At 55.5% G+C, this 14,674-nt stretch carries 15 protein-coding genes and 1 pseudogene; 4 read left to right on the top strand and 12 right to left on the bottom strand.

Translation table 11 applies throughout. From position 1 onward, the window contains the following. On the top strand, window positions 1-1,128 hold the full coding sequence (gene dapE / locus H7A81_RS06515; RefSeq protein ID WP_034825781.1) for a succinyl-diaminopimelate desuccinylase: 1,128 nt from the start codon (window positions 1-3) through the stop codon (window positions 1,126-1,128). Window positions 1,129-1,153: 25 nt separating this feature from the next. Beyond that, window positions 1,154-1,342: a YpfN family protein gene (locus H7A81_RS06510; protein WP_034825779.1), complete on the top strand. Its 189-nt coding sequence runs from the start codon at window positions 1,154-1,156 to the stop codon at window positions 1,340-1,342. Window positions 1,343-1,467: 125 nt separating this feature from the next. Here H7A81_RS06510 and ypfH read toward each other — a convergent pair whose 3' ends face one another. From ypfH to dapA, 6 genes are all read right to left on the bottom strand, one after another. Then, on the bottom strand, window positions 1,468-2,163 hold the full coding sequence (ypfH, locus tag H7A81_RS06505; protein ID WP_182057043.1) for an esterase: 696 nt from the start codon (window positions 2,161-2,163) through the stop codon (window positions 1,468-1,470). Window positions 2,164-2,236: 73 nt separating this feature from the next. Continuing rightward, a complete protein-coding gene (locus tag H7A81_RS06500; protein ID WP_255478894.1) occupies window positions 2,237-4,384 on the bottom strand; it encodes a tRNA(Met) cytidine acetyltransferase TmcA in 2,148 nt (715 codons plus the stop codon). Then, window positions 4,384-5,247, bottom strand: a complete 864-nt coding sequence (locus H7A81_RS06490; protein ID WP_058959102.1) for a neutral zinc metallopeptidase — start codon at window positions 5,245-5,247, stop codon at window positions 4,384-4,386. The genes H7A81_RS06500 and H7A81_RS06490 overlap by 1 nt, the downstream gene beginning before the upstream one ends. A gap of 222 nt (window positions 5,248-5,469) precedes the next feature. After that, a complete protein-coding gene (gene purC, locus H7A81_RS06485) occupies window positions 5,470-6,183 on the bottom strand; it encodes a phosphoribosylaminoimidazolesuccinocarboxamide synthase (protein ID WP_034825771.1) in 714 nt (237 codons plus the stop codon). Window positions 6,184-6,327: 144 nt separating this feature from the next. Then, entirely contained in the window at window positions 6,328-7,359 is a 1,032-nt protein-coding gene (gene bamC, locus H7A81_RS06480) for an outer membrane protein assembly factor BamC (RefSeq protein WP_182057042.1), read from the bottom strand. Between the two features lie 14 nt (window positions 7,360-7,373). After that, a complete protein-coding gene (gene dapA, locus H7A81_RS06475; protein WP_034825765.1) occupies window positions 7,374-8,252 on the bottom strand; it encodes a 4-hydroxy-tetrahydrodipicolinate synthase in 879 nt (292 codons plus the stop codon). A 143-nt stretch (window positions 8,253-8,395) separates the two neighbouring features. On the opposite strand from dapA, the gene H7A81_RS06470 reads away from it, so the two are divergent. Both H7A81_RS06470 and bcp read left to right on the top strand, forming a co-directional pair. Beyond that, a complete protein-coding gene (locus tag H7A81_RS06470) occupies window positions 8,396-8,962 on the top strand; it encodes a glycine cleavage system transcriptional repressor (protein WP_220458100.1) in 567 nt (188 codons plus the stop codon). 140 nt (window positions 8,963-9,102) lie between these two features. Continuing rightward, window positions 9,103-9,570: a thioredoxin-dependent thiol peroxidase gene (gene bcp, locus H7A81_RS06465; RefSeq protein ID WP_034825761.1), complete on the top strand. Its 468-nt coding sequence runs from the start codon at window positions 9,103-9,105 to the stop codon at window positions 9,568-9,570. 34 nt (window positions 9,571-9,604) lie between these two features. Here the strand turns inward: bcp and H7A81_RS06460 are convergent, their stop codons facing one another. The 6 genes and pseudogenes from H7A81_RS06460 to H7A81_RS27635 form a co-directional block, all read right to left on the bottom strand. Beyond that, window positions 9,605-10,672: an AI-2E family transporter gene (locus H7A81_RS06460; protein WP_034825758.1), complete on the bottom strand. Its 1,068-nt coding sequence runs from the start codon at window positions 10,670-10,672 to the stop codon at window positions 9,605-9,607. A 1-nt stretch (window position 10,673) separates the two neighbouring features. Beyond that, a complete protein-coding gene (locus H7A81_RS06455) occupies window positions 10,674-10,883 on the bottom strand; it encodes a hypothetical protein (RefSeq protein ID WP_182057040.1) in 210 nt (69 codons plus the stop codon). A 56-nt stretch (window positions 10,884-10,939) separates the two neighbouring features. Continuing rightward, a complete protein-coding gene (locus H7A81_RS06450) occupies window positions 10,940-12,532 on the bottom strand; it encodes a sensor domain-containing diguanylate cyclase (RefSeq protein ID WP_182057039.1) in 1,593 nt (530 codons plus the stop codon). Window positions 12,533-12,697: 165 nt separating this feature from the next. After that, window positions 12,698-13,528, bottom strand: coding sequence for a phosphodiesterase (locus H7A81_RS06445; protein ID WP_182057038.1), 831 nt, complete (start codon window positions 13,526-13,528; stop codon window positions 12,698-12,700). 11 nt (window positions 13,529-13,539) lie between these two features. Further along, entirely contained in the window at window positions 13,540-14,529 is a 990-nt protein-coding gene (locus H7A81_RS06440; RefSeq protein ID WP_045814894.1) for an ABC transporter ATP-binding protein, read from the bottom strand. Further along, window positions 14,526-14,674, bottom strand: a pseudogene (locus H7A81_RS27635) (ABC transporter permease); the annotation flags it as partial. The pseudogene H7A81_RS27635 and the gene H7A81_RS06440, both read right to left, overlap by 4 nt.

The raw sequence follows: 14,674 nt of genomic DNA, 5'->3' as shown, positions 1-14,674 counted from the left end.
ATGTTCTGTCCGGTCATTGAGCTGGCTCAGCAGCTAATTCGTCGTCCGTCACTGAGTCCGGATGATGCCGGTTGTCAGGCGCTGTTAGTGGCACGTCTGGAAGCGATTGGCTTTACGGTCGAACAGATGCACATCGGCGATACCCTGAACTTCTGGGCCACACGTGGTCAGGGCGAAACCCTGGCGTTTGCCGGTCACACCGATGTGGTGCCGCCGGGTGATGCCAATCGCTGGATCAGCCCGCCGTTTGAGCCTTCGATTCGTGATGGCATGCTGTTTGGTCGTGGTGCCGCGGACATGAAAGGATCGCTGGCGGCGATGGTGGTGGCTGCTGAACGTTTTGTCGCGGCTAATCCGCAACATAAAGGACGTCTGGCATTTCTGATCACGTCCGATGAAGAAGCCAGCGCGGTTAACGGCACGGTGAAAGTGGTTGAGCGTTTGATGGCGCGCAACGAGCGCATGGATTACTGCCTGGTGGGCGAGCCTTCCAGTACCGAAATCGTTGGCGATGTAGTGAAAAACGGTCGTCGCGGTTCGATGACCGCCAATCTCACCATTCACGGTGTGCAGGGCCATGTCGCCTATCCGCATCTGGCCGATAACCCGGTGCATCGCGCGATGCCAGCACTGAATGAGCTGGTTGCCACCGAATGGGATCAGGGCAACGAATTCTTCCCACCGACCAGCATGCAGATTGCCAACGTGCAGGCCGGCACCGGCAGCAATAACGTGATCCCCGGTGAATTCTTCGTACAATTCAACTTCCGTTTCAGCACCGAACTCACCGATCAGATGATCAAAGAGCGTGTTGCTGCCCTGCTGGATCGCCATCAGCTGCGTTACACACTGGAGTGGAATGTTTCCGGTCAGCCGTTCCTGACCTCGCGCGGCAAACTGGTTGATGCCGTGGTAAATGCTGTCGCGCACTATAATGAAATTAAGCCACAGTTACTGACCACAGGCGGCACCTCAGACGGACGCTTTATCGCGCGGATGGGTGCGCAGGTCGTGGAACTGGGCCCGGTGAATGCCACCATTCATAAAATCAATGAGTGCGTGAAAGCGTCAGATTTGCAGATGCTGAGTCGTATGTACCAGCGCATCATGGAACAGCTGATCGCTTAAGTAAGCACGCTAAAGGAGCAATGGGATGGAATTCTTTAAAGAGTACTGGTGGATCTTAGTGATCCTGCTGATGGTCGGTATTTTAATGAACGTTTATAAAGACTTAAAACGTATCGATCACAAAAAGTTTATGGATAATAAACCGGATTTACCACCGCATCGCGACTTTAACGATAAATGGGACGATGACGACGACTGGCCGAAGAAAAAATAACTGCGGTTAACACCTTCCCTGTAAACGTAGCGGCGTGATGCGCCGCGCACCTGATAGCGAAGTCGCTACAGAATTGCGCGATTTATCTCGCCGTTACGTTAAGAGCAACCCTCGCTGTTCAACCATCACATCATCATGATGACATCATCATCGCCCGGTTTAGCCCCGCTGAGCGCCTCGTCGAAGTAGCGACGCGGAATGGTATAACGCAGATGATTCAACGCCAGTTGCATGCTGCGATCATCAATGGCATGCGGCAAATCGTCCACCACATCCAGCGTCACATCCCCACCCAGTGCGGTTAACCGTTGCATTGCGGCTTCGGCATGCTCCAGCGGGATCTGATCATCATAATCACCGTGGATCAGATGAATGGTATTACGAGAGCTGACGCGCTCCGGCAGCGTGCTGTAACGACCGCTAAACACAATCGCGCGTCCTGCCAGATCGGCTTGGGCTTTGACGCCTTCCAGTACCATGGTGCCGCCCTGCGAAAAGCCGACCAGCGCGGTAGCTTCCGGCCGGACACCCGATGCCTGCTGCCAGTGACGCACCGATTCCACAAACATCGGCATCACGGCATTCACGCCCTGCTGTTCCGAGCGGTCATGCGCGGGAATATCCGCAAACCATTGGCGACCCTGCGGCTCACTAGCCGGATAGGGCGCACCCACTGAGACAACGAACGCCTCCGGAAACGCTTTGGCGAACCAGTTGCCGACTTGCGCCATCGAATCAGGATTGTCATTCACGCCGTGATACAGCAAAAATAGCTGCGCAGCGTGTGTCGGTTGCTGAACAATTACATATCGTAGTGCCATAAGATCCTCCTCAAATCACTATACGCCGCTGAGGCGGGAGTGATATTGGGAAAATTTGAACGAGATAATGGATTTATTGCAACGATGCCAACTGCTGCTGCCACTGTTCCGCCCGGCTGGTATTGCACTGAATTAACGCCTCAGCCGTCTCCTGGCGTAAGCGTTGCACCAGGGCTTTACGACCACTGAGACCTGCTTGCTGTGTTGCAGCGCTAAGAGGTTGTTTTTGCACAAGGATGGCTTCGAGTATCGGTTGTGGTGATGCGCGCACCAGGCGCTGCAACGCGGCATAGCTCGCCTCATAAGGCCGTTGCGCCCAGGCAAATCCTGCCAGTAGCGGCCAGTCATCCTCGCTCAGTGTCTGAGAGTGATCGGTCGTCTTGAAGGGAACATCAATAATGTCACGCAACCACACCGCGTCACGCGCAAATCGCTGTGCCGCCTGCTGCTGCAGTTGTTCTCCGGCGGGCGTTAAGGCACGTATCGCCATCGCCGCATAGCAGCCACTGCTGGCTTCACGCTGTGAGCCAATGCGTACCAGAGTAAAGCCACAGCGCTGCCAGAACTGCCAGAGCGATTCGGTATAGCCAAAACTCACCGAAAGGAAATCGCATCCTTCCGCCTGCTGCTGTGCCATGGCCACCAACGCGCTGCCAATACCGCGCTGTCGTTGTGCGGCTAACACGGCAATGCGACTGATACGCTGCGAGCGCAAGGTGGCGGCTTCGGCGAATCCCGCATGGGCTGCCAGTGACTGTGCGACCAGATTGCCGCGTGGACGGCGCAACCCCGCCCAGACGGCATCAGCCAGTGATTTGTCTAACCCCCCCTCCTCCACCAGCCACAGAGCGCCGACAATATTTTCCGGTGCTCCTGCCAGCCAGAAACGCATGCCCGGCGCATCCAGCATGCGGCGGAGATCCAGAGGAGAAGTGCGGTAGTGTGCGCTCGCCAGCAAACGATAGCCCGCTTCCAGCGCGCCTTGCTCTGACGTGGCCGGGAAAATCGTTATCTCGCCGCCATCTTCGCTTTCTATCGCATCCTCAAACAACAGCGCCTGGCTTAGCCACTGCTCCAGTGGATCGTGCGCTGACCAGCGCAGTGGTTCATCAAGCTGGAAATAACGCACCTGTGGCAGGGTGGCGCAGAAGCGCAGCATAAAGCCGCGCCCGGTGCCTTCGTAACCCTGCACGGTGGTGATCATCAGCACACGGGGGAAACGCTGCACTAGCTGCTGCAACAACGGTGCTGGAATCGCGGCTGCTTCATCAACAATCAGCCACTGTGCTGACGGCTCAGCATCCATCGCGAGAATGGCATCTGGCGCCATAAAATGAAAATGTTCACCGGCAAACGCTGCTAACACCTCAGTGGAAACCTTGGCCGGAGCCGTCACCAGGCAGTGCTGATTATGCTTCGCCAGCATCCCCGCCAGCGCCGATTTGCCCCGTCCACGTGCAGCCGTAATCACCGCCACGCCGGAGGGCATCTTAAGCAGCTGTTGCAGGATCTGCTCCTGCTGCTGTGGTGCCTGACAGTGCCAATCGGGTAAGTCCAGTAAGGCAGGTGTACGCGCAGGCTGGTGTGGGTGCAGTAATTCGGGTGCGCGCTCAGGTTGATGCTGATGCAGTAATTCAGATGCGCGCTCAGGTTGATGCTGATGCAGTAATCCGGATGCGCGCGCAGGCTGATGTTGCTGCAGCAATTCGGGTGCGCGCTCATGCTCATGCTGGTACTGATGCTGATGCTGATGCTGATGCTGATGCTGATGCTGATGCTGCAACATGACCTGCGGATCCTGTTCAATCAGCTGCTGCAGATGGTGAATAAAATGAGGCGTGGCGATAGGTTCAGCGACATCGGCCCAGCGCAGGCTGTCGCAGTCCGGTTGCGTGGCCCAGTCTTGCCATGGCGGCGTCAGTAACAACAACCAGCTTCCCGCACGCAACGTGCCCGCCAACGCCGCAAAGGCCTCCGCATGGAAACCGCTGCGCGCATCGAAAATCGCGTGCTGGAATTCACGACCCAGCAGCGTACGCAGGGCTGCAGGCGCCACGCGCTGGGGGAAATCATCGCTGTCGCTCAGCGTCAGCCAGTCGCCGGACAGCGCTACACGCCACTCCATTGCCTGCTGCGGCGCCCAGTCAGCGTCACCGGCGATCACACACAAGCGACGAATACCCGCTCGCTGCATCGCGGCGGTGATATCAACTAACGACATCAGTTGGCGGCGAAGGTGTTGCAGTCGCCCGGGTTTCCGCTGTCAAAACCGCGTTTGAACCAGGTATAGCGCTGTTGTGAAGTGCCGTGTGTGAAGCTATCCGGCACCACGCGGCCCTGGCTTTTCTGCTGCAATCGGTCATCACCAATCGCTTCTGCGGTATCCAGCGCTTTCTTGAGGTCGCCCACTTCCAGCATATTTTGCTGCTGCACATAATGGCCCCACACGCCGGCAAAGCAGTCTGCCTGCAACTCCATTTTCACCGACAACTGATTGGCCTGTGTCTGAGTGGCACCCTGCTGCATCTGACGCACTTTAGGCTCGATGCCCAGCAGCTTCTGGATGTGGTGGCCGACTTCATGGGCAATCACATAGCCCTGCGCAAAGTCACCACCTGCACCCAGCTTGGTTTTCATATCATCGTAAAACGACAGATCGATATAGACGGTTTGATCCGCCGGACAGTAAAACGGCCCCATCGCCGACTGGCCAGTGCCGCAGCTGGTTGAGGTGTAATTGCGGTACATCACCAGCTTAGGTGGCACATACTGTTTGCCCATTTTCTGGAACAACGTGCCCCAGGTCTCTTCGGTGGTGGCGAGAATCACCTTAGTGAATTTGGCATCCTCATTATCCTGCGCAGAGTTCACCGGGCGCTGTTGCTGTTGTGTCACCGGCGTGCCGCCTTCCAGCAGCGCGGTGAGGTCGTAACCGTAATAACCCGCCACGGCCACCACAATCAGCAGAATGATGCCGCCCTTGCCGCGTGGAATGCGGATTTGCCGACCGCCGCCGCCCAATCCGGGTGAATCATTGCGACGATCTTCTACATTGTCGCTTTCACGACGACCTTGCCAGCGCATGGCTCGCTCCTGTTAAAAGGTTTTGCATGATTTTAGTTGGCGGCATCACTAATCACCAGCGTTGCGGCGCTAGCGTCGCGAGATTGAGAGAAAGGAGGCGTATTAAATAACGTGCAGGAAGGTAGAAACAGAAAAGGCCGTCACCGATGACGACCTTTTATTTATGACGATACTCTGTTTACCGTGCGCTGGAATGCGCACCGAAAAGGCATCGCTGAAGACTTAATCCAGTTTCACACCCAGGCGATGCGCCACTTCTTCATACGCTTCAATCAGGCCACCGAGGCTCTGACGGAAACGGTCTTTGTCCATTTTGTCCATGGTCTCTTTGTCCCACAGACGCGCGCCGTCTGGCGAGAACTCATCGCCCAACGTCACTTCACCATTGAACAAACCGAACTCCAGTTTGAAATCGACCAGGATCAGACCGGCGTCATCAAACAGTTTGCTCAGTACGTCGTTGGCTTTGAAAGTCAGTTCCTGCATGCGCGCCAGATTGGCTTTGCTGACCCAGCCAAAGGTCTCGCAGTAGGATTCGTTGACCATCGGGTCGTGTTTGGCGTCATCTTTCAGGAAGAGATCAAACAGCGGTGGATTGAGCAACATGCCCTCTTCCACGCCCAGACGTTTTACCAGCGATCCTGCCGCACGGTTGCGCACTACGCACTCCACCGGCACCATCTCCAGCTTTTTGACCAGCGCTTCGTTATCCGACAGCAGCGCTTCCATCTGGGTCGGAATGCCCGCTTCCTGCAATTTGGTCATAATGAAATGGTTGAACTTGTTGTTCACCATTCCTTTGCGATCAAATTGCTCGATTCGTGCACCGTCTCCTGCTGACGTATCGTTGCGGAATTCAAGTACCAGCAGATCCGGATTATCGGTGCTGTATACGGTTTTCGCTTTACCGCGATACAACTCAGCTCGCTTTTGCATCTCATTAACTCCAAACATGAAAGAACCCGTGTTCAGCGGTGTTTCACCGCGCGATGACTGCCTGACGCAATCGTTTACTTCGCCGGGCGCTATTATGCCAAATCCAAAACAAAAAGGCCGGAGAATCTCCGGCCCTTTGGCAATTTATTTGTTCAGTGCACCCTGGAACACCGCCACCAGCGCATCGTTCTGCGCCTGAGTGAGCACGTGGCCCTTAGGATCAATGAACTGCAGACTGCTGCGGTTATCCAGATCGCCAACCTGCAATTTGTAATCGCCGTTTGGCAGCTCAGGATCTTTCGCACCAATCGCGTCAAACGCGCTGCTGCCCGGCTGCTTGTAGGTCACTTTCAGACTACCCTGCGAGCGGTTGTCATCGGTGACTTCCATGCCCACACGCTTCAGCGCCGCTGGCAGACGCTGCCAGGTGACGTTAAACGGTGAACGCAGCACCAGCAGTGGCAGACCGGTATCATCTGCGCCGCTCTGGACATCAATCTGCCCGGTCGCGCGGCCCGCAGCGGCATCAGCACTGGCGGTGTCGATCTTATCCAGACCGGTACTGATGTCGTTCAACATCTGGCCGGTATAGCGTTGGATCTGTGCCGGAGCCGTCACCGTCTCACCTTTCTGCTGCAATTCCAGCAGACGGACTGTCAGCACCTGCTGATAGCTCTGGTTTTGTACGCTGATCTGATAACGACCACGATACTGGTTATCTTCATCCGCACGGTTCCACTGCACCCAATCGGTGGTCAGCTGCTGCCCAGCATCATCACGCTGTGCAATCGGGAACTTGTAGGACTGCATCACATTCACCACCTGTGACCAGATCGAGCCACGGCTGCTCTCAACCGCCAGCACACCGGTATTACCAGTGAACTGTGCACGCGTGCCGTTCAGCAGCGCCAGAGGTTGAGCCGGAGGACGAATATCCAGTTCTTTACCTACTGCACCCTTCGCAACAGTGTGCGGCACATCGTAATCGCCATTCTGCAGAGGCAGAATCATCCCCGCCGGGGCTTTTAAATCATGCAGTTCAGGCGCCTGCAGGTAAGATTCATCACCGCTGACCTGGCGCTTATAACGCTGATCGCTGGAACAAGCTGTTAGCAGCATCAGGGTGGACAAGCCCACCACGGTTGCCAGCGTCGAGCGCTTAACTGAATAACTCATTGATTCTCCCTAATTTATCGCAGACCCGCTTTAATCAGCGCCTGAGCCGTTTTCGCCTGACCGGCTTCGGTCAGTGGCGTCATCGGCAAGCGCAGCGTGTCATCCGCGATTAATCCTAGCTGTTTCGCTGCCCATTTAACCGGGATTGGATTGGGTTCACAGAAAAGCGTCTGGTGCAGGTGCATCAGACGCTGATTCAGGCGACGCGCTTCGGCAAAATTACCCTGTTGCGCCAGCGCACAGAGTTCAACCATTTCACGCGCTGCAATGTTGGCTGTAACCGAGATTACGCCTTTGCCGCCCAGTTGCATGGAGTCCAAAGCTGTCGCGTCATCGCCGCTGACAATAATGAACTCATCATTAACCAGCTCTTGGATCTGAGAAATACGCGATAAGTTCCCGGTGGCCTCTTTGATTCCGATAATATTTTTAATTTCGGCCAGGCGAGCCACGGTTTCTGGCAGCATGTCGCAGCCCGTACGTGATGGTACGTTATACAGCATCTGTGGCAGATCGGTGCTTTCGGCAATCGCTTTGAAGTGCTGGAACAGACCTTCCTGAGTTGGACGGTTGTAGTAAGGCGTCACGGTCAGACAACCCACCACACCGGTGCCGGTAAAGCGCTTCGTGAGAGAGATACCTTCAGCAGTGGCATTGGCGCCGGTACCGGCAATCACCGGGATACGGCCATCCGCCAGCTCCAGGGTCTGCATCACCACATCGCCATGTTCTTCATGGCTGAGGGTAGCGGATTCGCCGGTGGTGCCAACAGAAACAATCGCCGCGGTGCCGCTGGCAACATGATAATCAATCAGTTTTTTCAAACTCTCGCGGCAGACATTACCTTTTTCATTCATTGGCGTAATGAGCGCAACAATACTTCCGGTGAACATGGGCTATCCCCTCGACAAACAAGTGCCTCATGTTACGTTTTACCTCGAAAGAAAAGCAAGCGAGCCAAGCCATTCCTGCCCTTGTCAGCAGTTTTTTTTATGTTTACCTTATGGTTATTAGCGAACGTACAGGAAATGCCATTTTGTCGCAGTCACAGCCTCACCATCTGGTGATCACCGCATTGGGCGTTGATCGTCCGGGTATCGTCAATACCATCACTCGCCACGTCAGTAGCTGCGGCTGTAATATTGAAGACAGTCGTCTGGCGATGCTGGGCGATGAGTTCACCTTCATCATGTTGCTTTCGGGGAGCTGGAACGCGATAACCCTGATTGAATCCACGCTGCCGATGAAAGGGGCTGAGCTGGAACTGTTGATTGTGATGAAGCGCACTAATGCGCGCGCCACCCCACCGATGCCTGCCACGGTATGGGTGCAGGTGGAAGTGCCAGATTCTCCTCATCTCATTGAGCGCTTTACCGATCTGTTCGATAAACATCAGATGAACATTGCCGAATTGGTGTCGCGTATTACCCCGGCACAGGAAGGTGTCCCACCGACACTGTATATTCAGATGACGGCACACAGCCCGGATAATCAGGCCAGCGCACCGTTTGAACAGGCCTTCAACAATCTGTGTGAAGAACTGCATGCACAAGGCTCAATTCGTCTTTATAGTGTCACCGACGATGCCAACAACACCCTGTAAGCTAACGCCGGATTATTTCTCCACACACTCTGCCCTGCGGCATACCGTGTAGTGAAATAACCCAGAGGGTGGCACCCGCTGGTGCTTTTTGCCGCGAGGGTGTATTACCCACAGCATGAAGAAAAAAATGGAGAGTTGTGATGAATCCACTGAAAGCCGGTGATACCGCACCGAAATTTAGCTTGCCCGATCAGGACGGCGAACAAGTAAATTTGGCCGACTTCCAGGGACAGCGCGTTCTGGTCTATTTCTACCCGAAGGCCATGACGCCGGGTTGCACCGTTCAGGCCTGTGGTCTGCGCGACAACATGGATGCGTTGAAAACCGTGGGCGTGGAAGTGCTGGGCATCAGCACCGATAAGCCTGAAAAGCTGTCACGTTTCGCCGAAAAAGAGGTGCTGAACTTCACCCTTTTATCTGATGAAGACCACCAGGTCTGCCAGGAATTCGGTGTCTGGGGTGAGAAAACCTTTATGGGTAAAACCTATGACGGTATCCACCGCATCAGTTTCCTGATCGACGGCAACGGCAAAGTTGAGAAAGTCTTCGACGACTTCAAAACGTCGAACCACCACGACATCGTGCTGGATTATCTGAAGTCGGCATAAAACAAAACGGGTGCACAATGTGCACCCGTTTTGTTTACCCCTGCTGATGTTCCAGCGTGGTTTCCGGCCAGGCGCGCACCACGGCCTTGATTAACGTCGCCAGCGGGATGGCAAAGAACACGCCCCAAAAGCCCCACATGCCACCAAAAATCACCACCGAAAGAATGATCACCAGCGGATGCAGGTTGACCGCCTCTGAGAACAGAATCGGCACCAGCACATTGCCATCCAGCGCCTGCACCACCAGATAAACGATAAACATCGTCCAAAAATCGGTGCCTAAGCCCCACTGGAACAGACCGACGCCAATCACCGGAATGGTGACCACCATAGCGCCGATGTAAGGGATTAGCACGGAAATCCCGACCAGCACCGCCAGCAGCAGCGCATAGTTGAGCCCTAAGACCAGGAAGGCAATCCAGGTGACAAACCCTACCGCGACCATCTCCAGCACTTTGCCACGAATGTAGTTGGTGATTTGCTGATTCATCTCCTGCCACACCACGCCCGCTAACCCGCGATTGCGCGGCAGCACGCGACGCACAGCATTGAGCATCTGTTCTTTATCTTTCAGCAGGAAGAACACCATCAGCGGCACCAGCACCAGATAGATCATCAGCGTCATCAGCCCGACTAGCGAGGCCAGTGAGTACTTCACCAATGACTCCCCCAACCCGGTCAGGCGGCTACGCAGATTCTCCACGATGATATCGATGATGCCCGCATCCACCAGCGCCGGAAAACGCTTCGGCAACCCGGCGGCATAGACGTAGAGCTTGTTGAGCATATTCGGCAGGTCACGCAGCAAATTGATGCCCTGCTGCCAGGCCACTGGCGCAACAATCAGCACCATCACCAGCAAAATACCGGCAAAAACAATCAGTACCATGCTGGTGGCGCAGGTGCGGCTGCATCCCAGGCGCTGTAATCGAACGGTTGGCCACTCCAGCAGATAAGCCAGCACCAGCGCGACCAGCAACGGTGCTAATAATCCACTGAAGAAAAACAGGATACAGAACGCCATCAACAGGATTACCAGCAGGCCAATCGCCTGCGGATCGCTAAAGCGACGTTTGTACCATTGGAAAAGCAGAGCCAGCATTTCACTTCCTTGAAGCCAAAAACGGGATGACGATTGTACAGAAATTTACGGCGAAAACCTGATGTGCATAAACCTGCATCTTAAGAAACCCGATGAGGATCTGCGCTTCGGGGCAGGCGGCAAAGCCTGAGCAGCTAAGGTCCAATAGCGCCTGTTTAATCACCCCATATTGGGCTGGATATTTTGCAGAATCCTGTGCGTCTGTAAACACCGTATAAATCCTGCACTTTGGTGATAGGGTCGCCATTTTGGTCGACCCTTAAGGCACTAGCGGGTAATACTGCTCACCAGCGCATCCTGCCCGGCAATCATCACGCAGTTACGTCCGGCATTTTTCGCCTGATAGAGTGCGGCATCCGCCTGTTTCAAGCTCACATCTTGCGGCTGGTTATCGGCCTCCCAATGTGCGATGCCCACTGAAAGCGTGATATGCCCAACATGGTCAATCCAGCTCTCGGCGATGCTGGAACGCACGCGCTCGGCAATCACCCGCGCTTCTTCCGTCGAGGTGGCTGGCAACAGCATCAGAAATTCCTCGCCGCCGTTACGGCACACCACGTCGGTCTGGCGCGCACTGTTACGCAGGGTACGCGCCACCTGTTTGATCACTTCGTCACCCACATCATGGCCGAAGTTGTCATTCACCCGCTTGAAATGGTCGATATCCAGCGCCAGCACCGCAAAAGGCTGACGCATGGTTTCGAAGTAATCCAGCACCGCACTCAGGCCACGGCGGTTAAGCAAATTGGTCATCGGATCGGTTTGAACTTCCGATTTCAGCCGACCGATTTTGTCCTGTACCAGTCCGATCCCGGTGAGCAAGGCGCGTTTCACCTGTGCGGCTTCGAAGTACCAGGCACGAATACCGCTAATTTCACCCGAGACGCCCTGGGTGTCCATCTGACTGGCTTTACGCGCCAGTTGCCACAGCGGCAAGGCAATCAGACGGGCGAAGATCACCGCCATCAGTAAGGTCAGCAACGCAAACGGCACCGAGTTTTTTAGCACTTTCAGTAGCAAACCCGAGAGCGGTTGCAGAGTGACGTCGGTTGGTTTGAGCGCCACCACCATCCAGCCGGTGGTCGGCACAATGGCGTAACCCGCCAGTTTCGGCGTGTCTTCTTCTTTGACCTGCACCTCGCCATTGGTGCTCTCATTGCGTTGACGCTCGCTGACGATCTCTGGCGCGGTTTTACCAATCAGCTGGCTATTCTGGTGATAAAGCACCTGATTGTTGCGATCCAATACATACACGCGCGTGCCATCCCGGTAGAACTGCTCACCGAGTAAGGCATTGAGGATACTTTTCTTCTTCAGATAGATGGTGCCGCCTACATAGCCGAGGTAGCGTCCTTCGTTGCTCCAGATCGGCCAGGAGACAAACACAATCAGATTGTTGGCAGCAGAGATGGTGGGTTTGCTCACCATCGGTTGGCGCTGTGCCAGCGCTTCCCGCGAAGCCTGGCTGGTGAGCTGCATGCCTTTAAGCATCAGTGACTCAGGCGAAATCGCTTTCACTATCCCATTGGTGTCGACCACCGCAACGGAGTTGAAGCTATTGGTTTGCTCACGCAGACGATTCACTTCCTGCTGCGCCAGTTCCGGATTATCAAAATCCTTGCCCAACTGCGTCGCGCTGTAGTGCAGCTGCGACTGTGCCAGCTGGAAAAAGACTTCCGTGGTGGCAGCCAGTTTGGTGGCATAAGCGCGATTGGCTTCGAGCGTGCTCTCGATCAGCACCATACGCTGCACACGCCAGGTGGCGTACAAGGTATTGGCGAGCGTAATGACGATACTGGTGATCGCCAGCAACGCGATCAGCGTACGCAGGTCAGTTTTTGGCCGGATGCGCATCAGCATGACGCAACCGCCCTGGTGTGAAAATTCATCATTCGCGTGCCTGACAATATAATTATAGTTGGACTAGCTACCCCTAGTGAGTCAACCTCCAATTGTACACCTGCAAACCAGATTGAGCACGAACCATCCTGTCTGACACGCGTAATTATTCAGCAAACGTTGGCGCTAATCGATCAGACCATTCGCATCATAGAACGGCCACGGGCCCGGATAATCGCCGATAGCGCACTGGTGTGTCGTCATACCTTGCTGTGTGTGCCAGCGATGTAGCAGGAAACCCGGCGGCTCCAGCACGAAATTCGCCGGACCATTTTCAGACAAATCAAAGGCCACCTGATGCGACACGCCTGGCGCCACGCAGGCTAACGTACCGGCGAAACGCGCCTGTACCGAACGATGCAAATGACCGCTCAACACGCGTTCCACCTGCGGATGCTGGCGGATAATCGCCGCCAGCGCGTCGGGATTGCGTAGCGGTTGCTTATCCATATGGCCGATGCCGGAAACCAACGGTGGATGGTGCAACATCACCAGCGTAGGCAATTGTGGCTCACGTGACAGCTGTTCTTCCAGCCATTCCAACTGCGCTTGATCCACATAGCCCCACGGCTGCTGCGGCACGCTGGAGTCCAGCGCCAGCAGCTGCACCCCTTTCACCCGCGCCTGCCAGTTGAGGGTTTCGCCACGTTGCAGATAGTGGTGATCCGGGAACGCCGCGCGTAGCTGCTGGCGATCGTCGTGATTGCCCGCCATCAGCATGTAAGGCAGTTGCAAACGTCGCAGCGCCGTTCGCAGCGTTTGATACTCTTCTGCATTACCGAAATCCACCAGATCGCCGGTGATCACCACCATGTCCGGGCGCGGCGTCAAACGATTCAGGGTGTCGATGACCCGCAGCAGCGCCGCCTGGGTATCCACTTTTTTATACGACAGGCGACCGTTCGCCTTGATATGTAAATCACTTATTTGCGCAATCAGCGTCAATGCTTCAGACACGAATTTCTTCCTCAGGATGCAGAAAATTGCAGGGCGGCGTCTTGCGCCAGCGTCCAGCTCACCGGTTGTCCGGCATGCCAGGCTTCACGCGCATGGCGATCGACCTGAATCGGCATTGCAAGGCCGATATCGATCATCAGCCGCTGCGACGCGCCTAAAAAGGTGCTGGCAAGGATAAAGCCCTGGCGTGCGTAGCGATTATCATCGGCGAGTAGCACATCTTCCGGACGACAGAAGCGCTGAGGATTGCCGCGCTTATCCACATCGACGCAGTTAATCGCCCCGACAAAATCCGCGACAAACTTCGAAGCGGGATGCTGATAGATATTTTGTGGCGTATCGATCTGTACCAGACGCCCCTGCTCCATCACCGCGATGCGATCGCCGAGCGCCATGGCTTCTTGCTGATCGTGCGTGACGTACACGGCGGTGATCGCCAGCTTCTTCAATAAGGTGCCGATTTCCAGACGCAGGCGATCGCGCAGACGTGCATCCAGCGCCGCCAGCGGCTCATCAAACAGCAGCACTTTGGGTCTGGCTGCCAGCGCACGCGCCAGTGCCACACGCTGTTTCTGTCCACCGGATAACTTATCAATGCTGCGCTGTGACAACGCGCTGAGATCCACCAGCTCCAGCATCTCCTGCACGCGCGCTTCACGTTCAGCACGCGCCACGCCCTGCACTTTCAAGCCGTAGGCCACGTTCTCGGCCACGTTGAGATTGGGAAACAGCGCATAGTTCTGGAACACCATGCCAACGTTGCGTTTCTCAATCGGCAACGCGGTAACGTTACGATCGTCGAACCACACCTCGCCGCCCGCATCACAGCGTTCAAGCCCGCTGATGATGCGCAAGGTGGTGGTTTTTCCGCAGCCAGAAGGCCCGAGCAACACCAGGGTTTCCCCGGGATTCACGGTCAGATCGAGCGGATGCAATGCCAGTTGGTGATTGAAGTGACGTGAACAACCGCGCAGCGTCACGGTAACGGCCGCAGGATTCATGCCGCCTCCTTGTTTTGGCGCGATACCGCGCGGTTAAGCCAGTGATTCACCGCATTCAGCATCAGCAGTAGCGGCAAAATCATCAGAATGAAAATCAGCGTATAAGCGGAACCCACTTCCAGTCGCATGGAGGCGTAACTGTCCG

Origin of the sequence: Pantoea sp. ME81 (genome assembly GCF_903970985.1) — a bacterium.
GTDB lineage: Bacteria > Pseudomonadota > Gammaproteobacteria > Enterobacterales > Enterobacteriaceae > Pantoea > Pantoea communis.
This window is presented reverse-complemented; position numbering and strand designations above follow the sequence as displayed.

Coding starts and splice junctions, on each gene's coding strand:
- H7A81_RS06450 (WP_182057039.1), bottom strand. CDS start 12,532: ATGCTGATGCGCATCCGGCCAAAAACTGACCTGCGTACGCTGATCGCG.
- dapA (WP_034825765.1), bottom strand. CDS start 8,252: ATGTTCACCGGAAGTATTGTTGCGCTCATTACGCCAATGAATGAAAAA.
- purC (WP_034825771.1), bottom strand. CDS start 6,183: ATGCAAAAGCGAGCTGAGTTGTATCGCGGTAAAGCGAAAACCGTATAC.
- H7A81_RS06440 (WP_045814894.1), bottom strand. CDS start 14,529: ATGAATCCTGCGGCCGTTACCGTGACGCTGCGCGGTTGTTCACGTCAC.
- ypfH (WP_182057043.1), bottom strand. CDS start 2,163: ATGGCACTACGATATGTAATTGTTCAGCAACCGACACACGCTGCGCAG.
- H7A81_RS06460 (WP_034825758.1), bottom strand. CDS start 10,672: ATGCTGGCTCTGCTTTTCCAATGGTACAAACGTCGCTTTAGCGATCCG.
- bamC (WP_182057042.1), bottom strand. CDS start 7,359: ATGAGTTATTCAGTTAAGCGCTCGACGCTGGCAACCGTGGTGGGCTTG.
- H7A81_RS06510 (WP_034825779.1), top strand. CDS start 1,154: ATGGAATTCTTTAAAGAGTACTGGTGGATCTTAGTGATCCTGCTGATG.
- bcp (WP_034825761.1), top strand. CDS start 9,103: ATGAATCCACTGAAAGCCGGTGATACCGCACCGAAATTTAGCTTGCCC.
- H7A81_RS06490 (WP_058959102.1), bottom strand. CDS start 5,247: ATGCGCTGGCAAGGTCGTCGTGAAAGCGACAATGTAGAAGATCGTCGC.
- dapE (WP_034825781.1), top strand. CDS start 1: ATGTTCTGTCCGGTCATTGAGCTGGCTCAGCAGCTAATTCGTCGTCCG.
- H7A81_RS06500 (WP_255478894.1), bottom strand. CDS start 4,384: ATGTCGTTAGTTGATATCACCGCCGCGATGCAGCGAGCGGGTATTCGT.